The 24,131-nt window shown below is 62.6% G+C and carries 20 protein-coding genes; 13 read left to right on the top strand and 7 right to left on the bottom strand.

Annotated elements, in window-relative coordinates; translation table 11 throughout:
* The gene (locus V4529_11155) at positions 1 to 1,749 is read right to left on the bottom strand and encodes a peptide ABC transporter substrate-binding protein (GenBank protein ID MES2358880.1); all 1,749 of its coding nucleotides are present in this window, start codon (positions 1,747 to 1,749) and stop codon (positions 1 to 3) included.
* A gap of 201 nt (positions 1,750 to 1,950) precedes the next feature.
* Between V4529_11155 and gcvP the strand changes: the two genes are divergently transcribed.
* Positions 1,951 to 4,839 (top strand): aminomethyl-transferring glycine dehydrogenase, encoded by a 2,889-nt coding sequence (gene gcvP / locus V4529_11150; GenBank protein ID MES2358879.1) that lies wholly within the window; start codon positions 1,951 to 1,953, stop codon positions 4,837 to 4,839.
* Positions 4,840 to 4,895: 56 nt separating this feature from the next.
* Here the strand turns inward: gcvP and gcvH are convergent, their stop codons facing one another.
* The 3 genes from gcvH to V4529_11135 all read right to left on the bottom strand — a co-directional run bounded on the left by gcvH (position 4,896) and on the right by V4529_11135 (position 6,867).
* Positions 4,896 to 5,279: a glycine cleavage system protein GcvH gene (gene gcvH, locus V4529_11145; protein MES2358878.1), complete on the bottom strand. Its 384-nt coding sequence runs from the start codon at positions 5,277 to 5,279 to the stop codon at positions 4,896 to 4,898.
* 52 nt (positions 5,280 to 5,331) lie between these two features.
* On the bottom strand, positions 5,332 to 5,952 hold the full coding sequence (gene coaE / locus V4529_11140; protein ID MES2358877.1) for a dephospho-CoA kinase: 621 nt from the start codon (positions 5,950 to 5,952) through the stop codon (positions 5,332 to 5,334).
* 96 nt (positions 5,953 to 6,048) lie between these two features.
* Entirely contained in the window at positions 6,049 to 6,867 is an 819-nt protein-coding gene (locus V4529_11135) for a helix-turn-helix domain-containing protein (GenBank protein ID MES2358876.1), read from the bottom strand.
* An 84-nt stretch (positions 6,868 to 6,951) separates the two neighbouring features.
* On the opposite strand from V4529_11135, the gene V4529_11130 reads away from it, so the two are divergent.
* Genes V4529_11130 through V4529_11115 form a run of 4 tightly spaced genes read left to right on the top strand, consistent with a single transcriptional unit; the run spans position 6,952 to position 11,138 of the window.
* Positions 6,952 to 7,512, top strand: coding sequence for a type II secretion system protein (locus tag V4529_11130; GenBank protein MES2358875.1), 561 nt, complete (start codon positions 6,952 to 6,954; stop codon positions 7,510 to 7,512).
* Positions 7,509 to 7,898, top strand: coding sequence for a prepilin-type N-terminal cleavage/methylation domain-containing protein (locus V4529_11125; GenBank protein ID MES2358874.1), 390 nt, complete (start codon positions 7,509 to 7,511; stop codon positions 7,896 to 7,898). Before V4529_11130 ends, V4529_11125 begins: the two co-directional genes overlap by 4 nt.
* Before the next feature lie 10 nt (positions 7,899 to 7,908).
* Positions 7,909 to 9,084 (top strand): type II secretion system protein, encoded by a 1,176-nt coding sequence (locus V4529_11120; GenBank protein ID MES2358873.1) that lies wholly within the window; start codon positions 7,909 to 7,911, stop codon positions 9,082 to 9,084.
* Positions 9,085 to 9,095: 11 nt separating this feature from the next.
* Positions 9,096 to 11,138, top strand: a complete 2,043-nt coding sequence (locus V4529_11115) for a hypothetical protein (GenBank protein MES2358872.1) — start codon at positions 9,096 to 9,098, stop codon at positions 11,136 to 11,138.
* Positions 11,139 to 11,291: 153 nt separating this feature from the next.
* Here V4529_11115 and V4529_11110 read toward each other — a convergent pair whose 3' ends face one another.
* The gene (locus tag V4529_11110) at positions 11,292 to 11,903 is read right to left on the bottom strand and encodes a thymidine kinase (GenBank protein MES2358871.1); all 612 of its coding nucleotides are present in this window, start codon (positions 11,901 to 11,903) and stop codon (positions 11,292 to 11,294) included.
* A gap of 6 nt (positions 11,904 to 11,909) precedes the next feature.
* Positions 11,910 to 13,349 (bottom strand): hypothetical protein, encoded by a 1,440-nt coding sequence (locus V4529_11105; protein MES2358870.1) that lies wholly within the window; start codon positions 13,347 to 13,349, stop codon positions 11,910 to 11,912.
* A 27-nt stretch (positions 13,350 to 13,376) separates the two neighbouring features.
* Here V4529_11105 and V4529_11100 point away from each other — a divergent pair, with 27 nt between their 5' ends.
* The 8 genes from V4529_11100 to V4529_11065 are packed head-to-tail and all read left to right on the top strand — an operon-like array spanning position 13,377 to position 23,109.
* The gene (locus V4529_11100; GenBank protein MES2358869.1) at positions 13,377 to 13,655 is read left to right on the top strand and encodes an Lrp/AsnC ligand binding domain-containing protein; all 279 of its coding nucleotides are present in this window, start codon (positions 13,377 to 13,379) and stop codon (positions 13,653 to 13,655) included.
* Positions 13,645 to 14,604, top strand: a complete 960-nt coding sequence (locus tag V4529_11095; GenBank protein ID MES2358868.1) for a hypothetical protein — start codon at positions 13,645 to 13,647, stop codon at positions 14,602 to 14,604. The genes V4529_11100 and V4529_11095 overlap by 11 nt, the downstream gene beginning before the upstream one ends.
* Positions 14,601 to 16,547, top strand: a complete 1,947-nt coding sequence (locus V4529_11090; GenBank protein ID MES2358867.1) for an ATP-binding protein — start codon at positions 14,601 to 14,603, stop codon at positions 16,545 to 16,547. The genes V4529_11095 and V4529_11090 overlap by 4 nt, the downstream gene beginning before the upstream one ends.
* Positions 16,548 to 16,571: 24 nt before the next feature.
* Entirely contained in the window at positions 16,572 to 17,342 is a 771-nt protein-coding gene (locus V4529_11085; protein MES2358866.1) for a hypothetical protein, read from the top strand.
* A gap of 5 nt (positions 17,343 to 17,347) precedes the next feature.
* The gene (locus V4529_11080; GenBank protein MES2358865.1) at positions 17,348 to 18,550 is read left to right on the top strand and encodes a DNA repair exonuclease; all 1,203 of its coding nucleotides are present in this window, start codon (positions 17,348 to 17,350) and stop codon (positions 18,548 to 18,550) included.
* Positions 18,547 to 21,021, top strand: coding sequence for an SMC family ATPase (locus V4529_11075; GenBank protein MES2358864.1), 2,475 nt, complete (start codon positions 18,547 to 18,549; stop codon positions 21,019 to 21,021). The genes V4529_11080 and V4529_11075 overlap by 4 nt, the downstream gene beginning before the upstream one ends.
* Positions 21,022 to 21,999 carry a GNAT family N-acetyltransferase gene (locus V4529_11070; protein MES2358863.1) on the top strand — a complete coding sequence of 326 codons (978 nt, stop codon included), beginning with the start codon at positions 21,022 to 21,024 and terminating at the stop codon, positions 21,997 to 21,999. It begins immediately after the preceding gene.
* On the top strand, positions 22,000 to 23,109 hold the full coding sequence (locus V4529_11065; GenBank protein ID MES2358862.1) for an alanine--glyoxylate aminotransferase family protein: 1,110 nt from the start codon (positions 22,000 to 22,002) through the stop codon (positions 23,107 to 23,109).
* Here the strand turns inward: V4529_11065 and V4529_11060 are convergent.
* Positions 23,106 to 24,128 carry a complex I NDUFA9 subunit family protein gene (locus V4529_11060; GenBank protein ID MES2358861.1) on the bottom strand — a complete coding sequence of 341 codons (1,023 nt, stop codon included), beginning with the start codon at positions 24,126 to 24,128 and terminating at the stop codon, positions 23,106 to 23,108. The two genes, V4529_11065 and V4529_11060, sit on opposite strands and share 4 nt — an antisense overlap.
* Positions 24,129 to 24,131 lie beyond the last annotated feature (3 nt).

Below are 24,131 nucleotides of genomic sequence, written 5' to 3'. Positions count from 1 at the left end.
CTAGCTGCTCCCTTTCGACGACGGTGAATCCGCCCGCGGCGCAGTATCGTCACCCGCATGGTCGCGCGCGATCTGTTCGTCGGCCGGAACGTACCAGTCTGCAAGATGGGCCCACCACGCGTCCGCCCGCAGCGGTGCGGTATGAATGCGTTTCTGAATGCCGACTACGTTACGCGGCTCGAACAGCCAGATCGCCGGCGCGTCCGAGATCAGCGTCTGGAATGCACGCGAGAACAACACGCGTGCGGCTGGCCGCGATGACGCTCCGAGCGCGCTGTCGACCTGCGTGTCGAAGATGGAGTTCGCATAGTCGCCGTAGTTCTTGCTTCCCTCGGTTCGCGCGGCTTCCGATCCCCAACTCTCACGGATGCCGCCAGGGCTGGGGTCTGCCAGCCAGGTCTCGATCGCCGCATCGAACGCGTGAGTCGCCTGCTGTTGCTCGAACACGTTCGGCTCGACCGAGAGAATGCTCACCTTGACGCCGACGCGCTTGAACTGATCCTGCATCAGTACCGCCAGACGCTCGCGATCCTTGCTCGATGAGGGGACCATGATCGTGAACGCGAGCTGCCTTCCATCGCGCGCTCGTATCCCATCGCGTGCGGCGCGCCACCCGAGCGAGTCGAGAATGCGCATTGCACCGCTCGGGTCGTAGGGTATCTGCGCAATTGTCGTGTCGCTGGTTCCCATCGCGCGTACGGTCGGGCCGATGCTCGCGATCGCGAGCGAGTCGAAGACGTTGCGTACCAGCGACGCCCGGTCGATCGCCATCGTGAGCGCGCGTCGCACCGCAACGTCGTGGAATAGCGGATGTGGCGCCTTCGGATTCTTCGGATCCCGCATGTTGAAAACCATGTAGCCGAACTTGAACCCGGGATATTCGACCAATCGCAGATTCGGCGATTTCGCGATCTGCGCCATCATGTCCGGCCGGACGCTCGGGAAGAAATCCGCCTCGCCTGCGAGAAACCGTGTGGATGCTGCGCTGAAGTCTCCCGGCGCGATAGTCCATATCACGCGATCGAGCCTCGCCGGCGCACGGTAGTGATCCCGGTTCGACACGATCTCGATCGTCGCATTCGGAACCCAGCGGCGGAACTTGAACCGCCCGGACCCCACCGGATGCCGCAGCACGTCCGAGGACGCCAGCGCCGCCGGCGCGATGCCGCCATAAATGTGTTCCGGCACGATGAGCGCGACCGTGGCTGCATCATAGAACTGCTGCGCCGAGCGTCGCTTGAACCAGAACACCGGCGTCAGCGAGTCGGTGACGCTCACCGAATCCACGTTTGACAGCAGCGGAGCGATCGGCGCCGCTACCACTGGATTCTTGGCCAACGATAGCGTGAACCTGACGTCGCTCGCTCTTACCGGCTTCCCGTCGTGCCAACGGGCACGCGGGTTCAGGTGAAATGCGATCGACAACGAATCGGCCGACCAGCTCCAGCTGTCCGCAAGCCGCGGAATGAACCCGGCATCTCCGAACACGTTCAGAGAATCGCCGACGTCGGCCAGCGGCTCGAATATCTGCTCCACCACCTGCCGACCCTGGCTCGACATTACGAGTGGCGGAAAGAGATTGTCCGCGTCGGAGGCGGTCGAGACCACCAGGGTCCCGCCCCCGCTTTCGGTTCGCGACTTCTCGCTGCAACCGGCGATGAATCCGACAGTGAGGGCCAGCGCGCAGCACAGCGCTGCCCGGCGCCCGTCAGGCATGCGCGGCGGAATGGTACGTGGCGTTGGACTCATCGAGTGATATGATCGCGTCTGGGTTGTCCTCGATGAGTATCGTCAGCGCTACATCATCGCGCCATTCCGCCAGCCGCACAAGATTCACCCTCGAATACGGCCTGCTACAGACGATTAAATTTACGGGCTGAAGGCGCTCTCGCAGAGAGCCCTCCTCGGCGCCCAATGCCGCCGTCGCCGCACAATCCAATCTCTCGATAGATGGCTTCCGTTCAGGCTCCCTCCGCGCTCGAAAGCGCTGATCAATTTGCACCCCGCCACATCGGCCCGACGCCGGCCGAAGTATCCGAGATGCTCTCCACACTCGGCTACGACAGCCTCGACTCCCTGATAGATGCGACCGTTCCAGAGCGAATCAGGTTCCGGAGCCAGCTCTCGATCCCGGCGGCCAGGACCGAAGCGGAAACGCTGGCGCTGCTCCGATGCATCGCCGCCCGCAACAAGCTCTTCAGGTCGTACATCGGCATGGGCTTCTCGGACTGCGTCACTCCGCCGGTCATCCAGCGCAACATCGTAGAAAGCCCAGCCTGGTACACTGCCTACACGCCATATCAGGCCGAAATTGCCCAGGGGCGCCTGGAAGCCTTGCTGAACTTCCAGACCATGGTGGCTGACCTGACCGGACTCCCCATTGCCAACGCCTCGTTGCTCGATGAGTCCACCGCGGCTGCCGAGGCGATGGGGCTCGCCCATGCCCTCGCCGGCAAGGGAGGGAAGGAGGTATTCCTCGTTGCGGACGACTGCCATCCGCAAACCATCAGCGTGGTCCAGACCCGCGCAGCGGCTCGCGGCCTCACGGTACACGTCCTTCCGTATGACAAGTTCGAGTTCGGTCCACAGGTGTTCGGCGCACTCGTACAGTACCCGGCCACGGACGGGGCCATCCGCGACTATTCGTCGATCTGTGACGACGCTCACGCGCACGATGCGCTCGTAACCGTCGCCGCCGACCTGCTCAGCCTGGTGCTGCTGTCGCCGCCAGGAGAGTGGGGTGCCGACATCGTCGTGGGCAACACCCAGCGATTCGGCGTTCCGCTCGGCTACGGCGGTCCCCACGCCGGCTTCCTCGCGACACGCGACGAGTACAAGCGCCAGATCCCAGGTCGCATCATCGGCGTTTCGCGCGACGCGGACGGAGCGCCCGCACTTCGCATGGCGTTGCAGACACGCGAGCAACACATTCGCCGCGAGAAGGCAACCAGCAACATCTGCACTGCGCAGGTCCTGCTAGCAGTCGTCGCAAGCATGTACGCGGTGTATCACGGTCCGGAGGGACTCGAGCGCATTGCCAAACGCGTCCACCAGCTCACGGCCGCACTCGCGGAAGGAATTCGTAGACTCGGCTTGCGCATCGTGCACGAAGACTACTTCGACACGCTTCGCGTCGACCTCGGTGCAGGGAAGGTCCAGGACGTGATGACGCGCGCTGTCGAATCGCGCATCAACTTTCGCCGTCTCGGTGATAACGAAATAGGCATCTCGCTGGATGAGACTACGAGTCTGGCCGACGTGGTGGATATTCTCAAGCTGCTCAGCGGTTCCTCCGCGACCGACACCAACTTCGACGAACTGCTGGCTGCTTCCGATCCGCGCTACGATGAGCGCTTCCGTCGCACATCGGCATTCCTCACGCATCCGGTATTCAATAAGTACCACTCCGAGACCGAGCTTCTGCGCTACATCTATCGCCTGCAGGCGCGCGATCTTTCGCTCGTGCATTCGATGATTCCGCTCGGCTCCTGCACCATGAAACTCAACGCGACCGCGGAGATGATGCCCATCACGTGGCCGCTGTTCAACAAGATCCATCCCTTTGCGCCGGTGGATCAGACTGCTGGCTACGCGCAGCTGTTCCGCGAGCTCGAAGCCGATCTTGCCGAGATCACCGGCTTCACCGCCGTATCGCTGGAGCCCAACGCCGGATCGCAGGGCGAATACTCGGGACTGCTCGCCATTGCGGGTTACCACGAGTCACGCGGCGAAGCACATCGAAAGATCTGCCTCATTCCTCAATCTGCGCATGGCACCAATCCGGCGAGTGCGGTGATGGCCGGCATGACGGTCGTCGTGGTGAAGACCGATCCGTCCGGCAACATCGACGTCGCCGATCTGCGCGACAAGGCGGAAGCACACCGCGCCGATCTCGCTGCGCTCATGGTCACGTATCCGTCGACGCACGGTGTTTTCGAAGAGACGATTTCGGACATCTGCGCGATCATTCATGCGAACGGTGGCCAGGTTTACATGGATGGCGCCAATATGAACGCGATGGTCGGCCTGTGCCGTCCGGGCGACGTCGGCGCCGACGTCTGCCACCTCAACCTGCACAAGACCTTCTGCATTCCGCACGGCGGCGGCGGACCTGGCATGGGTCCCATCTGTGTAGCGTCGCATCTCGCACCATTCCTGCCCGGTCATCCGGTCATCGATCAACCCGGCCGCGAGACTGTTGGAGCGGTTTCCGAAGCGCCGTGGGGAAGCGCCAGCATTTTGCCCATATCGTATGCGTACATCCGCATGATGGGCCCGGATGGACTCGTCGAGGCGACCAAGATTGCAATATTGAATGCCAACTACATGGCGAAGCGGCTCGAGCCACACTACCCCGTGCTGTACCGCGGACAGAACGGCACCGTCGCGCACGAGTGCATCATCGACACGCGTGTCGTGAAGGCGACGAGCGGCGTCGACGTCGAGGACATTGCAAAGCGGTTGATGGACTACGGCTTCCACGCGCCTACGGTCTCGTTCCCAGTTGCCGGCACGATGATGATCGAGCCAACTGAGAGCGAGTCCAAAGCCGAGCTGGATCGCTTCTGCGACGCAATGATCGCGATTCGTGAGGAAATTCGAGCGATCGAGACCGGCACGGCTGATCGCGCCGACAATCTATTGAAGAACGCCCCACACACCGCCGCGCGCATCACGGCCGACGAGTGGACCCATCCGTATCCCCGCAGCCAGGCAGCCTATCCCGCACCGTGGGTGCGGGAATCCAAGTTCTGGCCTGCTACCGCGCGCATCGAGTCGGCCTACGGCGATCGCAATCTCATCTGTTCCTGCCCGCCGACGGATTCGTACGTGAGCTGAGTCCGATCGTGGCGAGTGTCGTCGTCCCTGCTTTCGCGGGGACGACGACCTTCAGTTCAGCCTATCTGCGAGCTGTAGGCGTCAGGCTTTAGCAGCGTAGCCATCTCGTCCGGATCCTTGACCTTCAACCGGATCATCCAGCCCTCGCCGAAGGGATCGCTATTCACGATCGCCGGCTCGCCATCCAGCCTGGTATTCACTTCCGTGACCTCACCAGCCAGCGGGGCGAACAGCTCCGAAACAGCCTTCACCGCCTCGATCGTCCCGAACACGTCATGCCTGGCGAAGGACGTACCAACCTTCGGCAGCTCGAGATAAACGACGTCGCCGAGCTCGCCCTGAGCGTAGTCGGTGATGCCGACCTCGACGATGCCGTCGCCGCGATCGCGAATGTATTCATGCTCAGCCGTGTAAAGCAGGTCGCCGGGAACGTTGGCCACGCGTCAATGCCTCGATATGGAGCGTAATGGGGGGAACGGCGCCGCGCGCCGCTCAGACCGCCAAGCTAGGCCGGGCGCCGGAGGCTGTCAACCGCGACCACACGTCCATCACTTGCTCGTCCAGCTGCTCGAGCGAACCATCATTCTCGATTACGAAGTTCGCGCGCGCCCGCTTGAGCTCGGCGGGCATCTGAGCGGAGATCATATTGGCGGCGTCTTCGGGTGATATCCCGCGCAGCTCCACGAGCCGCTTCAACCGCAGGACCTGTGGCGCATCGACCAGGATGATCTGATCGAACTCGCCTGCAAGCCGTCGCTCGAACAACAGCGGCACCACATAGATAAGCACCGCGTCGCCGCGCTTTCGCGCCTCGGCCACCATCTTCCGGCGCAGCTTGTTGACGCCGGGATGGACTATCGCGTTCAACTCTTCCAGCTGGGCCGGGTCGGCGAAGACGGTATGCCTCAATGCCTCCCGGTCGAGCGTTCCATCAGGCGCCAGAATTCCCTTGCCCCAACGAGCGACGACGCGCTCGAACGCCGGCGAACCAACCGCGACCGCGTCACGAGCCAGAACGTCCGCGTCCACTATGGTCGCCCCGTGCCGCGCGAATCGGGCCGCAACCTCGGACTTTCCGCTGGCAATGTTGCCAGTCAAGCCTATGTATAGCATCACCAACTAAAGTATGAACGGACTCACGCTTGTAAACTGAAAACTGTTGGCGCCGCCATATCGGGGGCGGATGAGCCTCTGCGGGACGTCGGGCTGCTACAGGTCCGAAGACCGACGGTTCGCCGCAATTCCATCGCGCAGCAGGCTGAAAACCAGAGTCGCACCGCCGCGCGCACGGATTTCCGACGGGGTGGCTCCCAGGTAACGCCGACAGTTGTTGCGGAACGCGCTGCCCGATGGAAAGCGCAAGGTGAGCGCGATCCGGTCGCTGCTGTGGCGCGTTCCGTCCATGAGCGCCGCCGCAACGATGAGCCTTCCCCACATGATGAGCTTGTGCGCCGACGGATATCCCGATGCGGCGAGTGCGCGCGAGAGTCGTCGGCCGCCCACCCCCATTTCCTGCGCCAGGCTCGCCGGCGTTAGTCGCTCATGGGCTCTGGTGATCGCTGTCAGCAAGGCGTCCGTGGCCATCGGATCGACGGCTGGCGCCAGGTTGTTCCTCACCATTCCCGCGACACCCCGCGCCGAGGCTCTCTCGATTGCGCGTGAGAATGCCGACGGCCCGTCGTCGATGTCGGCGATGACGAGGGCCTCGAAGCCGTAGCGTCCTGCGTCAAAAATGTGATGTACCCTTTCAAGGGTGCAAGTCGTGTATCCGATGAGCGCAACCGTCGGATTCATGCGTTTGAACCGGCGGATGGGGTCGAAGCTCGGCGATGCTGCTATTTCGAGGTCCAGAACCGCGGCGTGAACCATCCGGTCACGGCATGTGGAAAAAATCTGTTCCCAGCTGTCGCAGGCGATAACCGTGTGGCTGTCGCGCGCGGCGGACCTGATCCGGGCAAGGCGCCCTGGATGGCTCGTCAGAGTGACGATGACGCTCACGTAGATGTTTTCAGATGCTTTGGTTGTCACTATGGACGCCGATACTCGCATTTAGTGACAAGACCGTCCGGCAGCGTGACGACTCACGCGACCTCATAACCCTACCTTCTCAGTATGGCGAAAACCGTTCGCGCGGGATTCACGCTAATCGAGATGTTGATCGTGGTGTCCATCGTGGGCATTCTGGCCGCACTCGCTTTGCCACGCCTCAAGGCCGCACAATTCGACGCGGATACGGGCATGCGTACGGTGCAGATCGCGCTTCAGCAGGCCCAGCGAGTCGCGATCGTGCGTCAGACCGACGTCATGGTCAGCTTCGATACAACCGGGCGACGCATACGCGTGGTTTACGACGCAAACGACAATCATCAGGTTGACCCCGGAGAGACCGTTCGCTGGACGCAACTCGAGGATGGGACTCGTTTCATTCTACCACCCGCTGGAGTGCAGCTCAGCGCCAGTGCATCCGTGGTCGGCAGCAGCCTTGCCAGTCGTGACAACTACCCGACCGTCTACTACCATCGTGACGGTGCGGTGAGCAGTGAGCTGGAGCTGTATCTGTCGTCTTATCGAATCAACAAGTCGGACATGCGCGCGATTCACGTTCGACAGGCAACGGGGCGCGTGCAGTCGTACCGCTACAACGGGAGCACCTGGATAGGAGCGGGACTATGATCAAGGGCGTACGAAAGGGAATGACGCTGGTCGAAGTCATGATCGCAGTGACGATTCTCGCCACCGCGATGCTCAGCATTGCGAGCTTCATGGGCAAATTCGCGCGCATCGCCGCCGTCAGCGACGTCAAGAACACCGCGAATGAGCTCGCCTCCCAACGGCTCGAAGAAATCAAGAACGCGCCGCGTTACACTGCGATCGACACGCTCTATCCTGGTACCGTGGCACTCGCGACACCATATGTCGGCTACACGCGGAAGACGCAGGTCACGCACACGGGTGGCGGGTCGAGCGATCTCTACGACTACAAGACGATTACCGTAACCGTCTCCAATCCCAGACTCGGCACGCCGATCAAGCGTACGACGATGATAGCCGCGTTCTGACATGAATGTGATGACCTTCGCCGCGAGCTCGAGCGCGGCTCACCGTGCGGGACGGAGGCGCAGCGGATTCACGCTGCTTGAAGTCATGCTGTCGATCACCATTCTGCTGTTGGTGTTCGCTATGGCCGTTCCGCTCTTCCGCTCACAGGTGCAGGCAATGGGCAGCACCGCTGGACGATCCGACGCTCAGCAGAACGTGCGCTTTGCCATCTCGACGATGGAGCGGCAAATACGCGTTGCCGGTGCCGGGGTTTCCGATCAGCAACCGCTGCTCGTGCAGGCCGATCCATTCGCCGTGACGTTCGACGCCGACTATGCGGCGCGCGATACGGCAGCCGAAGGCGGCGCGTTCGGCGCGGTGTACTACGATCCCGATCTTCCGGCCGGCTCGACGATGAGCATGACGCCGGCGCATCAGATCACGCTACCGGTCTCGTCGACCGTGTGGCCGACGACGTCGTACTTTCGTGGCGGACCGCCGAGCGCTGCGGAAACCATTTCCTTCTGGGTCGCACCGGACAACAGTCCGGGTTCGAGCGGCCGGTACGCGCTGTTTCGGCGCGTGAACGCGATGCCGATCGACACGCTGGCGCGCGGGATGATACTCGATCCCCTCACGCCTCCGTTTACGTATCAGATAATCAACGCTGCTGGTGCCGTCGTCGACGTTCCGGCGTCGTCGCTGCCGGCGATTCACGTTCCCATACACGGGTCGCCGGCGGACACCGGATCATCGGCCCTCACCGACGAGATTCGCTTTGTGAAGGTTCATTTGATTGGCAGCTTCATCGAGCGCGACGGAACCAAGACTCAACGGCCGGCGGATGCATCGATCCGGTTGCTCAATGCCGGTCTGTTGAATCACGCGACATGCGGCGACGCGCCGGTCTTTGGGCAGTCAGTGACTGCTGTCGCGCCAACATCCAATCAGGTAGTACTGAGCTGGGGTCGTGCGACAGATGACGGCGGTGGCGAGAAGGATGTGGAGAAGTACGTCATCTATCGACGCCTGGTAGGCGACGTGTTTGCAGATCCGCTCGCCTCGATACCAGCTGGACAGCCGACCTACACGTTCACAGACACGCAGGTGTCGAGTACCAACACGTGGGTCTACGGAGTGGCTGCTGAAGATTGCGGCGGCCAGTTCTCTCCAATTGCGGCGAGTAATCAGGTAACTGTTCCATAATCGGGGGAAGAATGTACGCCAAGCACCTTACGCAAATAGCGGTCAAGTACCGCGCGTGGAAGAGTAGGCGCACGATGAGACCCGGCGTCGAGCGCCGCGGCTCCGCGTTGATATTGACACTCGTGCTCACGCTGTCGCTGGCGAGCCTCGCGACGTCGGCGATCTACCTCGGCGGCAACGAACAGATACTCGCGAACTCGTACGATCAGGAGCGTGACTTGCGTTACGCTGCCGAGGCAGTGCTCGCGATGGGGAAGAGCACTCTTAATTTCGACCCGTACGCTGCGCCGGACTCGGGCTACACCACTGTCACCAGCAATGCGACAATACTTGGCGCGGACGGCAAGGTTGTCCCGGGAATTACGGTGAGCATGTATCTGGGACCGACCAGCTCGAATACCGGGCAGTTTGGACGGTTCGTGAGCGTCGTGGCGGTCGCGAAGAATCAGAGTGGTGCGCAGGTTGTGCGCCGACTCGAGCTCGCACAAGAGAGCTTCGCGAAGTTTGCCTACTGGTCCAACCAGGAAACGAACAACGGCTCCATAATCTATTTCAACAACAACGATCAACTGTGGGGCCCCGTCTGGTCCAATGACAATCTCAACATCGGGTCCGGCGGCGCGCGTTTTCACGGTACAGTAGGAACGGCTGGTGCAGTACTTGGCGCCGGCTACGGAACGTTCGATGTGGGTTATTCTGCCAACCAGAAACCGATCGCGCTTCCCAACAACACGGCGCTCAGCTCGCTTTCGGGATATGCATCGTCGGGTGGCTTCAACTTCACTGCGCCCAACTCCAACACGGTCGACAAGACGCTGATGCGTATCGAGTTCGTCGCGCGCCCGTACAACGGCGGAACCGGCGGAGTCGCCGGATTGCCGATCAACGGCGCTGACGACGGATTTTTCCGGGTTTACTACGGCAAGACCGCGCCATGGGTGCGTGGAGACTCGACCGAGGCCAACTGCGGCGCGACTTACATCTTTACGACCGCAGGTACCGCTCTCGGCTCATCCGCTCGTCCGGCATTCGTGCCGATTTCAGAAGACACCGCGAAATGGTTCTCACGGGCACTTACGGCATCGGGAAGATATTCCGGCGGCGGCTACACAGGCCCATCGATTGCGTCGCTGACCAGCACCACTGCATCGACCCGTGAGAAGGCCGTGCTGTCGCAGCCGACTGCGCGGTGCTATCTGGGCGGTGATCCGAATCTGCACGCGGCGAGCTACCGGTACGACCCACAGTTCAAGGTCGACACGGCGGGCGTGAACACGATGACGACAGCACAACTCCTCGCTCTCGTTCAGAAAGTTGCCGGTGATAGTACGACGTTCTATGCGGGAGTGACGACCAACCCGATGGGTTACTGGAAACCCTACACAGGCGCCGTCGCTCCTCAGCTGACGGCCTTGTACCCGGCGGAGGCACAGTATCTGTACCCGCTCTACCGTGGGCTCAATCCCGGCACGAAGGGCGTGATCTACGTCGCTGGGACTACCGGAATCAGCGGCACGCTTCGTGGGCGCGTCACGCTGTACGCGACCGGTAACGTCGCCATTCTGCGCGATACGAAATACGTGACGGATCCGTCGCTCAACAACTGCACGGCGGACATGCTCGGAATTATCTCCGGCAACGACATTCTGGTCGCCGACAATGCAGAGCAGGATCCGTTGAACGTTTACGGCGTTGGCTACAAGAACATGGACGATACAAAGGACGTGTTCGTACAGGGTGTCATGATGGCGCTCAACACTGCGTTCGGCGCCGAGAATTACAGTTCTGGACCGAACAACGCGAACGATTGTGAAGGAACCAACAACGGCCGTGGATGTCTCTATCTCACGGGCGGAATAATCCAGAAGCAACGCGGCGCTGTCGGGCTTTCCGACGGAACGGGTTTCGCGAAGCGTTACAGCTACGACAAGTGCGCGCTGTACAATCCGCCACCCTACTTCCCGACGACAGGGCGGTACACGGATAACAGATATTACGAAATCGATCCGGCTGGCTTCGACGTGGCGGCGCTGTACAACTCGCTGACACCCTAGTTATCGCAAAGCGTGACAGTGCAGAACGGCCCCGGTTGATACCGGGGCCGTTCTTGTTTGGTGCTGTTCGTCAACGACCGTCGCGATCGTACGGCCGGCAACGTCCTGGCACCGCGACCAATTGCGCCGGTTCGAGATCGGCTCCGAGGAGCGTCAGAACATGCGCACCTGCGCGGCGTCCAGCCGCGGCACGCTATGGCACATCCTGCACCGTGCTTCGTACCGGTCCGCTGCGCCGACCATGATCTGTGGACTCTCGTACGGCGCGGGCTTCCCGTCAATAAGTCGCTGATTGCGTGTTGCGGGTCCGCCGCAGAGCACACAGATCGCGTGTAGCTTGTCCACGCTCTCGGCGATCGCCATGAGCTGCGGCATGGCGCCAAACGGCTCGCCACGAAAGTCGGTGTCGGTGCCGGCAATTATCACGCGCCGTCCGGTGTCAGCGAGCGTCGTGACGAGTGTGATGATTCCCGGATCGAGAAACTGCGCTTCATCTATCCCGATCACCTGCGCGGTGGGATCCAATCGTTGTGCGATCTGTGCAGCCGTGTCGACAGGAATCGCCTCCACCGTCCGCCCGTCGTGGCTCGAGACAGCATTGATGCCGGCGTAGCGCTCGTCCAGGCGCGACTTGAACACCTGGACGCGCTTTCGCGCGATGAGTGCGCGCCGGATACGGCGAATGAGCTCCTCGCTCTTGCCACTGAACATGACGCCGGCGACTACCTCGATCCAGCCGCCGGTGTGCTGGTATGCGACACTCACTCCGCGTTACCGCTCGGAGGGCCGTGGACGACGTGGAGGACCGCTCGGGCGACCGCGATCGTCGCGACCCGCTCCGCCAGAACGGGGACCGCGGCCAAGGTTGCGCTCGCGGCGATCGCTGCCGGCGTGCGCGCTTCCTCCCTCGCGCGGTTGACGTGGCGTCCATTCCTTGCGCTCACTACGTTCCGGGCGTGGACCACCATGCGGCGGTCCGCGAAATTCACGCTCGCGTGGCGGGCGCGAGCCGCGCTCACCGCCACGATTCTCACGCGACTGCGCGGACGTGGAGTCCGCTGCCACGAGCCGCAGCTGGCGAGGCGCGGAGGCACTGCGTGTGCGCTCGACGTCGAGCAACCTTACTGCCGCCGCGGCGATCTCGATTCCGTCGTAACGGTCGAGCAACGGTTCCAGCGCCAGCATCTCGCGCGTGGCAACGCCCTGCGAAAGCACGATCGCCAGCTCCTCGCGCAGCCGTGAATCGCGCGAACGCGCAGCCGAGCCGGGGCCTTCGAGTGTCAGCGGGAGCAGTGATTCCGCCAGCTCGTGCAGCGAGATCATGTCGCGCGGAGTCGCGAGGGCGACTATCTGAACGGGACCGATTGCCGTGGTGGACGCGATCTCGCTCGGCATCACCGGCGCGTCGTACAGGATCACGGTGTGGCTGGGCGGAATCGCGTCGTAACGCGCGATCCTGATCGGATCGTCGGTGCGGCGGTAGCCAAGGCTCCGGACGGTCTGGACGGCATCTGCTTCGGACGCCGTGTCGCGGACGACTATCGCAGCCGAGGGCGGGTCGAGCTCGTCCAGAAGCCTGCGCAGTGCCGCGGGACGCGAGGCAGAGCTGACGCTCACGTAGTGGACCGAAGGTGCTGCTGGTGAGATCTGAGGCACCGCGCCGGCTTCGGCTTCGGGCGGCGTCATCCGCCTGGCGGTTCTCAGGTGTGCATCGATGATCTTCTCGGCGTCAGGCGTGGCGCGGCGGGCGATCATGACGCGAGTGGCGGTCTTCGGCAGCTCGCCAAAGAGCGATTCGAGGGCGGCGAAGGCTGCCGGCGTTTCTGCCATCTCATCATCTACCCACGCTAGAACGATCGTTCGAAGTTCATCCAGCTTGATCGCGGAACGCTGGATGAGGGTCTGGAGCTCCATTGCGGGGCCTGCGACGGCGTGGACCGGACGCTCGGCGAGCATGCGGGCAGCGCGGTTGGCAGAGGTGACCGGGAGGACCTCGATTCCCTGGGCGCCGGCCAGGCGGCTGACGACGTCGCCCACGATGACAGCCGTCTCCGCGTCGGGGGTCACGACGAGGAGCTGGAGGGAGGATTGGGCTGCATCCATGCGCTCGAGAGCGGGCGTTATGACGCGCACAAGCGCATCGGTCGTCCTCGGGAGAAAGTGGACGACGTTCTGGCTGCGTGAAGCCGTGCCGCGCTCGGCCTGTTCCATTCGGTGTTCGCTCGGTAATGTTATGGGATGATCTCCGCCATCGTGCTGGTGAGGGCCGACCCGCAGCGGATCCCGCAATGTGCCACCAAGCTGGCCGGGATTGAAGGGGTATCGCGCGTGTACTCCGTGAGTGGCGACTGGGATCTCGTCGCTCTTGTGGAGGTTCCCGACTTCGAAAGCGTCGCGCGCGTGGTAACCGAGGAGGTTTCCACGGCGCCGGGTCTGCAGAAGACACAGACCCTGACGGCATTCCGAGTGTACTCGAAGGGTGATCTGGAGCAAGCGTGGGACATCGGTGTCAATTGACGTACTGCGAGCGATCCAATCCCTGCTCCCGGATGTCGAGATAGTTCAGTCGGACGCGCCGGCGGACGAGAGTTACTCTGGCGCGTATAACGAGGCGCCGCGCATCGCAGCGGCGCAGTGCATAGAAGGGCAAAGGCTGCGTGCGCATCGAATAACCGGCGAGCCCGAGGTTCGCTTCGCGGGTTTTCTGGACGGAATCCAGCGTGCGCGAATCGCATGTCATCGCAATGGCATTCCGATAGTCGACGGGACGGTGGCGGCAGTGGTGCGCGTTCGCGTCAACCGTCGGTTCGTCACGTGGGGACATCGCACACCGATCATGTCGCGACGGTTGTACATGCCATTGACGCTCCTCAAATGCGAAGGTCGGACAGAGACGGGCGGATTCGAGATCGTCGATACCAGCCACGACGAGGGCACCGGAGCGCTGGTATCGCGTCATCCAGCGGCACTGCGCGCTGTCGCGTTCGAGCGCGTGGGACGGGATCGCGACAACGCCGAGCGCAAGCTCGCTGAGCTATGGTGTGCCGATGGCTCCGAGCCATTGTTCATCGACGGCGGGATCAGCGGAAGCGGGCGTGTGGCGGCAGCCAGTTGTGCGGTCGGTGTCATAAAGAGTCATCAGACTCTGTTTGCCGATGGAGATGCGCTGGACGTGGTGATGTCGCTCAAGCGAGGGGAGCGCAGTTCCGTGTTCACGTTGTCGGCCAGGCAGCGGAGTCCGGTGATCAGCTGGTATCTCCGGTTGCGCGATCCACGCGGACGTGACGCGATGTTCGGACTTGTTCGTATCGAGGTCTCGCCGACGGATGATGTTGCGGAGCGCGCCAATGAAGTGTCGCGCTGGGTGCTGGGTGAAGTGACGCCGCTGTCATTGCCCGACGGCCGATGGGACCGGATGGCATACGGGATTCGCGACTGCGAGCAGTTTCTACGAGCCATAGCGTGACCGAAATACTTGGAAGGGTCGTCGCGACGGAGCGGAAGCCCAACACGCCGCACGAGTTTCATTTCTGGACAGCGCTGGATTCGCCGGTAGGCATTGGCACGATAGTGCGCGTCGATGGACGCCGGCCGGTTGAAGGGCAGATTCCGCACATCTACGGAATCGTGACCGAGGGTTTCAGCTACACCGATCTGCTCACCCCGATGCACGACGTGCTGGGGCATGATGGTGCGCCGGGATCGGCCGGGTTCGCATCTGCAGAGCGGTCGGAGATCCGGCTCTACAGCGCCGCGGTATTGCGACAGATCCCCGAGGAGCCGCTGCAACCGGTGCCGATGGGCGATGTGTTTCTCGCGCAGGAGGAAGACGTCAACGTTGCGCTGCGGATGGATGGTTATCTGCGCGACGGTAGCCACACGGGGATTCCGATCGGCGTGTATCGCGCTGGTGGAACGGACGCGACGATCTTTCTCGACGCGGATTTTCTGGTCGGGCCGGAGGCAGCGCATCTGAACATCACTGGCGTGTCGGGTCTGGCGACGAAGACGAGCGCGGTGGAGTGGATACTGGCATCGTTGTTCGCTCACTTTCCGGAGAGCCGCGGATCGATTGCCGCGGTATGCTTCAACGTGAAGGGGCCGGATCTCTGCTTTCTCGATCTGCCGGGCAAGCTGGATGACGGTGACAGGGCGCTGTACGACAAGATGGGTGTTCCGGCGCGGCCGTTTCAGAACGTTCAATACTACGCACCCTACTCGGCACGCGGCTTCTCTCTCAACACTCTGCGCTCGAACGAGGCGCTCGCGCACAACGTGACTCCGCTCACGTGGGGGTTGCGCGAGGTGCTGCAGTACGCCGAGGTGTTGCTCAATCGGGACGACATCGACGCGAAAGCGGACGCGCTGATCGATTTCATAACGCGCAGCGTGATCGATCAGACCTTCACCGATCCAATGCTCACGCGGCCGCACGTAGTGCAGTCGTTTGCGGATCTGGAAGACTGGTTTCGCGACGTGTTGCGCGGACTCGAGAACGGCAACAAGGAAAGCTGGCGCACTCATCACGTTGCGACGATCCGCAAGGTTCGCAACCGGCTGTCAAACATATCGGTGCGATGTGCTGGGCTGGTCACCGACTCGGGACCGGTGAGCGATCTGCCTTTTGGCGAGTTCGAGGATCGCGCGACTTACGTGGTGGACGTCGCGAATCTGGAGGAGGATGCGCAGGATCTGATCTTCGCACGCGTAGTGTCCAAACTGCGGGAGCATCTGGAGCGGCGCGACCTGGGCGTGAAGCATGTAGTGGTGTTCGTCGACGAGCTGAACAAGTATGCACCAGGCGACGGGCCGGACACGTACGTGCGCAAGATGCTGCTGGACATCGCCGAGCGAGGGCGGTATCTGGGGCTGGTGCTGTTCAGTGCGCAGCAGTTCAGGTCGCAGGTGCATCGCAGAGTCGTGGGCAACTCGGGCACCTCGGTGTTCGGAAGAATGGATGCGGACGAGTTGAGTGCACCTGGTTACGCGGTGCTCTCACCTGCAACGCGGACCAAGCTCGCGACGCTCGAGAAGGGTCAACTGATGATCCGGCATCCGCATTTCACCCAGCCGATATTCGTGCGGTTCCCGCGGCCGGCGGTCATGGCTGGTCGTCTCGGGGCCGAGCAATATCCGCAAGGCGGAGAGGTGTCGCTGGAAGCGGCCGTATACCGCGCGCTCCGTGGGCGCGATTCGTCGATCACGCTGCAGGCTGTGGAAGACGCGATCGGGTTGCACGATGAGGGCGACGTGCTTCGCGCGCTCGCGGTGACTCTCAAGGAGCGACCAGCGGACATGCTCGGCACCTTCCGCGCGCGGTTGCCAAAACGAATCACGCAGTCCGTGCAGCAGCGGCCGCAGGTGGCCGCGCTTCGCGGCGCACCGAACGACGATCCATACGGAGCCTGACCGGTGATCCGCGGAGTGGGTGGCTTGTTACCACTTTTTCTGGTGTGTGGACTGACCGCAGCGCCGTTGCTGGCTCAGACCGTTACGCTGAAGATCGCTCCGCCCGCGGGAGACACGTTGCGCATGCAGCTGGAGCAGCGATTCGAGATGGAGTCGGGCGATCCGCCCGAAACGATGTCGGGGGAAATGCGTGTCTGGACGCGGGCGATCGTGCTGCAGCGGGCGCACGGATACACGGATCTTCTTTCAGTGACCGACTCTGTGCGGGTCTTTCCGTCGAACGTTGCACTGCGACCGCTTCGCGAGGCTCAGCGTGCGCTGGAAGGCCGCACCGTTCGCCTGCGCGTGGATGAGAGTGGCGGCATGAACGTGGGGGCGGGTTCAGGCGACGTCGTCTCGGTTGGGACGCAGATGCCGTCGATGCTTCCTCCACATCCGGTCGCGGTCGGCCATACGTGGGTACGCGACATGCGGGTACCGCTGAGCACCAGCGGGCCGAGCACCGCGGACGTGCGCACCACCTTCCGTCTGGATTCACTGGCCGGACGCGGCGCTGTGGCGTACGTATCTTTCCACGGGGCCGTCACGCATGATCACGCTCAGGACGGGGCCGGAACCGTGGGGAAAACCTTCGGAACAATCGAGGGCACGATGCAGGTGGACCGCCGCCTGGGCTGGATTACCGATTCGCAGATGGTCGTGAGCGTGGTGTCGGACGTGCATCCACTTGGACGGCCGCCGATCCATGCGCGCATGCGCATCATCCAGTCGCTCATGGAACTGGTGGGGAACTGAGCGCGATGCGGCTGGTCCATCTCGCCGATCTTCACATTGGCTACCGGCAGTATCAGCGATTGACTCCCGCTGGAATCAATCAGCGTGAAGCCGATGTCGCCGGCACGTTCAAGCGGGCGATCGACCGGACCATCGAATTGCGTCCCGACTTCGTTCTCATCGCGGGCGACGTATTTCACACGGTGCGTCCGTCCAATCCCGCGATCCTGCACGCCTTCCTGCAATTCGCGCGTCTCGTTTCGTCGTTGCCGGATGCGAAGGTCGTGATGGTCGCTGGCAATCATGACACCCCACGCACAGCCGAAACGGGTTGCATCCTTCGCCTTTTCTCGCCGCTCGGAATCACGGTCGTCGAAGGTGATGCACAGCGACTGGAGTTTCCGGAGCAGGGCGTCTCGATTCTGGCGGTTCCGGACATGCCGAGCGGCGTTCCGGCGCTTACACCCGATCCTGCGGCGCAGCGGAACATTCTGCTGTTGCACGGCGAGGTGGAGGGCGTGCTGCCGGATTACGCGCGGCGCATGGAGCGATCCAGCGTCGAGATCAGCAAGGATCAGATCGAGCCGACGCGCTGGGACTACGTGGCGCTCGGCCACTATCACGTTCACCGCGAAGTGGCGCCGAACGCTTACTACTCTGGCTCGATCGATTACACCAGCGCCAATCCGTGGGGTGAGATTCACGAGGAGCGGGCCGCCGGATTGCACGATCCGGTTCGCGGGGGGAAGGGCATCATCGAGTGGGACCTCGAGACAGCGACCCACACCTTTCATCCACTCACCGTCTCCCGCCCGCTGGTGGACCTTCCGCGACTCGATGGCACGTCGATGACGGCGCGGGAACTCGACGAGGCAATACAGGAAAGAGTGGATAGTTCGCGCGTGCCGATAGACGACAACGTAGCGCGGCTCGTGATCACCAACGTGTCGCGACACGTTGCGCGTCAGATGGACCCCAAGGCTGTGCGCGACGTGAAGCGGCGTGCATTGCACTTCAACCTCGACGTGCGCCGCCCGGAGCTCGTGCTTCGTAGTGCGAGCGGGGCGCCGGGAAGACGTCCGTCGCTGCCGGAGATACTGCGCGACAAGCTGGAATCACGACCGATTTCCGCGGAGATCGATCGTGCTGCATTCGTGTCGCTCGGTATGGAATATCTGACCATGGCGGATGCTGCGGCGACAGCCATTCCAGTGAGCGACTCGCTGTGAAGATCAACAGTCTTCGCATGCTGAACTTCCGCCAGCACGCGCGGACGGAGATGACGTTCGATCGCGGCATCACCGCGATCATTGGCCCAAACGGTTCTGGCAAGACGACGGTGCTCGAAGCGATCGCGTGGGCACTGTACGGTCAACCAGCGATCCGTGGTCAGCGGGACGGCGTCCGGTTCCTCGGCGCGGGACCACGTGCCCCGGTCGAGGTCGAGCTCGATTTCGAGCTTGGTGGACATCGTTACAGAGTGAAGCGCGGGTTGACGACCGCATCGCTCTATCTGGACGGATCCGAATCTGCTGTCGCCAATTCCATCAGCGGCGTGAACGAGCTCGTCGCGCGACGCATGGGCATGTCGCGCGGCGAATTCTTCAATACGTACTTCACGGGTCAGAAGGATCTCGCCGTGATGGCGGCGATGGGTACCACCGAGCGCGCGCAATTCCTGTCGCGAGTGCTGGGCTATGAGCGACTCCGTGCCGCACAGGAGATCGCACGCGAATCACGCAGGCGTATCGGCGCCGAGATCGCCGGCCTCCGCTCCGCGATGCCTGAACCGGAGGCGATCACAGGCGCACTGTCGGTGGCGGCCGCAAGTCTGCAGGATGCGATTGCGCGTTCGAATGAAGCTGGGACGCGTCATTCGATCGCGCTCGCGGAGCTGCGGCGTGTGACTCCCTTGTGGGAACAGGCGCAGCGCGAGCGCGAGCAGTGGCAACGATTGCTCGCCGAGATAACGATCGTCGAGCGTGAGGTTTCGGATCTCACGAGAGATGGAGAGCGCCTGGCCTCGGAACTGATCGCGATCGCGACTGTGCACGAGGAATTGGCGACGCTGCGCGCGGCAATTGCGCCGCTGCCTGCTCTGCGTCAGGAGCTACTTGGGCTGGACGATCTCTTCCGCCAGCAAGGTCGACGCCTCGCGCTCATGGAAAACGAGCGCGCACTGGCGGATGAGCTGATCCGGCTGCGCGAGCGGCTGGGACGACTCGAGACAGCACCAGCTCTGGAAGAGGCCGTGACGCTCGAGCTGGAGCAAGCTCGTACGCAGTTCGAGGAGACGTCCCAGACGCTTGAAACGCTGCGCACCGAATGGGTACGCGATAAGCAGGAAGCGGAAACGAAGCTGCAGGAGCTGCGCCGCCAATACGCCGATGTGAAGGAGCAACACGATAGCATCGTCGAGCTGGGTGCTGAGGGCATCTGTCCGACATGCAACCGTGTACTCGGCGCCAACTTCCGGTCTGTCGTAACGCACCTGGCCGAACAGCTGGAGACGCTCCGCGTGGACGGCCAGTACTATCGGGACCGCGAAGATCAACTTGCCGCGATTCCGGCTGGCGTATCGACCCTGGAGGAGAAGCGGCGCGGCCTCGCGATGGCGCTCACTACGCTCGAGCGGAAACTTGCCAAGGTGCAGGCCGCCGTGCACGAATTGCCGGCTCTCGAACGCGAGATAGCGGCGAAGGACCAACGTCGCGCGGAGATGCTTGCGGAGATCAACTCGATCAGTGCCGTGTACGATGCCGAGCGTCACGCGTACGTGCGCAGGGAAATCGAGCGTCTCGCACCGATGGACCTTCGTGCCGCGCGGCTCGAGGCGGCGGTCGAGCGCGCACCGGCCGCGCAGGTGGAGCGAGCGCGGATCGACTCGGAGTTGGCGAGGGCGATCGCGAAACGCGATGCGCTGCGCAACGCCGGCGCGACGCGCGAGTTCTCGCAGACTGCGCACGATGCTGTTCGCGCCGACTTCGAGCGCGCGACTGAAGCTTCCCGATCCAGCGAGCTGATCGTCGTCGGCGCCCAGGGTGACGTACGTGCTGCGCAGCAACGCCTGGATACCGCGGAGGCCGCGAAGCGCGAGTATGAGCGAGTGGCGGAACGGCTGCGCGTCCTGAACGGCCAGCGGCTGATGCACGACGAGTTGGACAACGCATTTCGGGACCTTCGAGGCGATCTGAACGATGCCCTGCGTCCGGAACTCTCGGAGATTGCGAGCTCTTTTCTTGGCGCGCTTACTGACGAGCGCTACAACAGACTCGAGCTGGACGAACGTTACGACATCGTCGTTCTGGAGGATGGGATAGCAAAGCCCGTGATATCCGGTGGTGAGGAAGACCTTGCCAATCTGGTGCTTCGCCTGGCGATCTCCCAGATGATTGCCGACCGGTCGGGCCAACCGTTCTCGTTGCTGGTACTGGACGAGGTCTTCGGATCACTGGACTCATCCAGACGCGACAATGTTCTGGAGCTGCTCCATAGACTGGAAGACAGGTTCGAGCAGGTGATTCTCATCACTCATATCGAGAGCGTGCGTGAGGGGGTCGATAGGGTTATCGTCGTGCGCTATGATGAGGAGACGGGCGCGTCGGTGGTCGACGGGTCGGACGAGGGAATTCCGTCGCTTCGGCTGGCGGAGCACGACGATGTGGAGGTAGATACGGTATTCCCGATGCAAGGAGCCTGAGTGACGGCTGGATTCGCGAAGAACTTCAGACGCTCGCCGAGCGTGTCGGGACCGTATCCTGCGACCGTGCGGGACGTCGCAAGCCTGAACTCAGTGTTCAGCGGCGCCTTCACCGACCGATACCGCAAGGACGGGCTGGTCGGTGTTCACGTTCCGAATCTCAGCTCCGCGATCTGGCGGTTCGCGATCGAGGACGCTGACGGCGGCGCAATGCTATGGCGCGGAGAGCGCGATGAAATCGTCGCCTTCAACATGTGTCATCTGTCTGGCACGGAAGGCTGGATGGGTCCCCTCGCCGTGACTCCGTCTCTCCAGGGCCACGGTATCGGCAAGAGCGTAGTCACCGAGGGGACAAGGTGGCTCGCTGATCACGGCGCGAAAGTTATCGGTCTCGAAACCATGCCCCGGACGGTCGACAACATCGGCTTCTACTCGTCGCTGGGCTACGTTCCATCCTATCTCACGATCACCATCACGCTGGACGCGGATTACGCGGACAGCAGAATCGTGCAGCTGGGGCGTCTGTCCGAGAGCGAGCGGACCGATCTCGTCACGAGATGCGCAGAACTCACGCAGGACATATCGCCGGGATACGATTACACGCGCGAGATCAACCTGACTCACGCGCTCGGACTGGGAGATACGCTCGTCCTGGAGCGCGGCGGCACGGTCGATGGTTTTGCATTGTGTCACACAGCGCCGCTTGTCGAAGGTCGGGGCAGGGACGAGCTGCGTGTTTTGAAGCTTGCGTGCCGCGCCGAAAGTGACGTCGACGTACTCGCGACCCAACTCGCGGATTATGCACGCAGATCCGGGACGCGTCGGGTGGCCATCAGAATGCAGGGCGCCTACGGCGCTTTGTATGCACAGCTCATTCGTCGGGGAGCGCGCGTTCGATGGACCGACCTTCGCATGACGCTCGCCGATCGTCCGGAGCCGGCGCACGCCGGTGTCATCCTGTCGAACTGGGAGATCTGAGTGCAGCAACCTGAACCGCAGCCGGGTACATTTTTCTTTCCCGGCCCCACGGAAGTCAGAGAAGACGTCTTGAAGGCGATGCTGCGGCAGCCGATCCCTCACCGCGGCGCGGAGTTTCACGAGATCTTCTCGCGCATACAGGCCGGAATGCGCGACGTGTTCCGGACGCAACGGCCTGTGTATGTACTGACGTCATCCGGCACTGGCGGAATGGAGGCCGCAATACGTTGTGCGCCGCGTGGAAGAATACTGGCGCTCGTGAACGGGGCGTTCGGTGAGCGCTTCGTGAAGCTCGCGCATGAGTGTGGCCGAGAGGTGGATCAGATCGGTTTTGCGCTGGGCGATGTCCCGGACGCGGAGGAGGTCGGCAAGCGACTCGAAGCTGGATCGTACTCGGCGCTGACCATGATTCACAACGAGAGCTCCACTGGTGCGCTCGCAGACGTGCGCGCAATCGCGCGCGTCGCGCGTGAATCGGGAGTACTGACAATTGTCGACAGCGTCAGCGGAGTTGGCGGTGCGCGGCTGGAATTCGACGCGTGGGACGTGGACTGTGTCGTGAGCGCATCGCAGAAGGCGCTCGCACTACCGACAGGGCTGGCGTTCGCCGTGGTGTCGGAGAATTATCTGCGGGCGATCGAAAAAGTGGAGGGTCGTGGCATGTACTTCGATCTGCTCGCCTTCGATTCCCACGCGCGGAACCAGGAGACGCCAGCGACCCCTGCGGTGTCGCTCATCTTCGCGCTCGATCGACAGGTGCAGGCGATCGTCGCCGAAGGGATCGAGGCGCGCTGGTCCAGACATGAAGCGATGCGCTCGACCATGGAACAATGGGTGGGGCGGACGCGTGATGCGCTCGATATCGATATTTCGATACTCGCGAAGGAGGGAGCGCGGTCGCCGACCGTTACTGCGGTATCGTTACCGTCGGGAATGGTGTCGACCGATCTGGTGCGGAACGTTGCCGAGCGTGGATATACGATCGGCACCGGTTACGGAGTTTTACGATCGGCGACGTTTCGCGTCGGACATATGGGAGACCATACGGTTGCAGGACTGGAATCCTGCCTCGGGGCGGTCGCGGACGGGCTGAGAGCTTTGAGGGGTTAGTTCCTGAACAACGACCGGAGCGCTTCCCCGAAGGTGATGTTGCGAAGGTACAAAAGCTCTTCCGGCGCGAACGGCGCCGGGCTGATTCCGAACACCGATACGAGTGCGTTGTCGGGGACGGTGTTGTTCAACGCAAGGATGTCGAGCAGCTCGCTCGTCACGGGCGGTCTGGGAACGAGATGCCAGAGCGCTGCGACGAGCGGCCGAATGATCGCGGCCGGCACGCCAATTACGGCCCGCCGGGCGTTCATGGCGACGAGAATGCGCTCGGCTATCTGACGAAGCGTCAGCTCGGCGGAGCCACCGAGTGGAAAGATCTGCTGATGCGTGGACGCATCGCTGATCGTGTGCGCGATGACCTGGGCGACATCGTCGACCGCGATCGGCTGAAAGCGTGCACGGCCATCGTCCGGAAGCGGCAATACAAATGGAGTGAGGCGCACCAGACGAGCGAGCATGTTGACGAACTCGTCCTCGCGTCCGAAGATGACAGACGGGCGGAGTACCGTCCATTCGAGGTCGCTCGACGTGACGAGGTCCTGCGCAATGCCCTTGCTTCGAAGGAATCGGTAAGGCGACTTGCTGTCGGAGCCGTTCTGCGACATGTGCACGAAGCGGCGCACCCTGGCATTCGAGGCGGATTCGATCACGGCGCGCGTTGCGTTCGTATTGGCCGATTCGTAGGTATCGCCATCGTGCTCGATAGCGATGGCGGCGAGGTGAACGACCGCTGTGGCGCCGTCCATCGATGACGCGAGGTACGCAGGATCCCGAATGTCACCGATTCGGATTTCAACTGGAAGATGGGCGAGTCGCTCGGCCGCTTTGGCGGCGCTTCGAACAAGGGCGCGGACCTGCCAGCCTTTCCCGGCGAGAGCGCGGCAGGTGTGACAGCCGACGAAGCCGGCAGCTCCGGTGACAACGACGCGACGCCCAAGTCCCGGCGGGACTGGTTTCAGCGCAAGAGGCTGTTCCGCGATCGCACCGCGTCCGCTGGCCGACGCGGCTGGGTCAAACATCGT

This window comes from Gemmatimonadota bacterium, assembly GCA_040388625.1.
In the GTDB taxonomy this organism is placed as follows: Bacteria; Gemmatimonadota; Gemmatimonadetes; order Gemmatimonadales; family Gemmatimonadaceae; genus Fen-1247.
The sequence above is the reverse complement of the archived record's forward strand: the minus strand, read 5'-3'. Positions and strand labels throughout refer to the sequence as shown.

Coding starts and splice junctions, on each gene's coding strand:
- V4529_11155 (MES2358880.1), bottom strand. CDS start 1,749: ATGAGTCCAACGCCACGTACCATTCCGCCGCGCATGCCTGACGGGCGC.
- gcvP (MES2358879.1), top strand. CDS start 1,951: ATGGCTTCCGTTCAGGCTCCCTCCGCGCTCGAAAGCGCTGATCAATTT.
- coaE (MES2358877.1), bottom strand. CDS start 5,952: ATGCTATACATAGGCTTGACTGGCAACATTGCCAGCGGAAAGTCCGAG.
- V4529_11130 (MES2358875.1), top strand. CDS start 6,952: ATGGCGAAAACCGTTCGCGCGGGATTCACGCTAATCGAGATGTTGATC.
- V4529_11125 (MES2358874.1), top strand. CDS start 7,509: ATGATCAAGGGCGTACGAAAGGGAATGACGCTGGTCGAAGTCATGATC.
- V4529_11120 (MES2358873.1), top strand. CDS start 7,909: ATGACCTTCGCCGCGAGCTCGAGCGCGGCTCACCGTGCGGGACGGAGG.
- V4529_11115 (MES2358872.1), top strand. CDS start 9,096: ATGTACGCCAAGCACCTTACGCAAATAGCGGTCAAGTACCGCGCGTGG.
- V4529_11105 (MES2358870.1), bottom strand. CDS start 13,349: ATGGAACAGGCCGAGCGCGGCACGGCTTCACGCAGCCAGAACGTCGTC.
- V4529_11100 (MES2358869.1), top strand. CDS start 13,377: ATGATCTCCGCCATCGTGCTGGTGAGGGCCGACCCGCAGCGGATCCCG.
- V4529_11080 (MES2358865.1), top strand. CDS start 17,348: ATGCGGCTGGTCCATCTCGCCGATCTTCACATTGGCTACCGGCAGTAT.
- V4529_11060 (MES2358861.1), bottom strand. CDS start 24,128: ATGTTTGACCCAGCCGCGTCGGCCAGCGGACGCGGTGCGATCGCGGAA.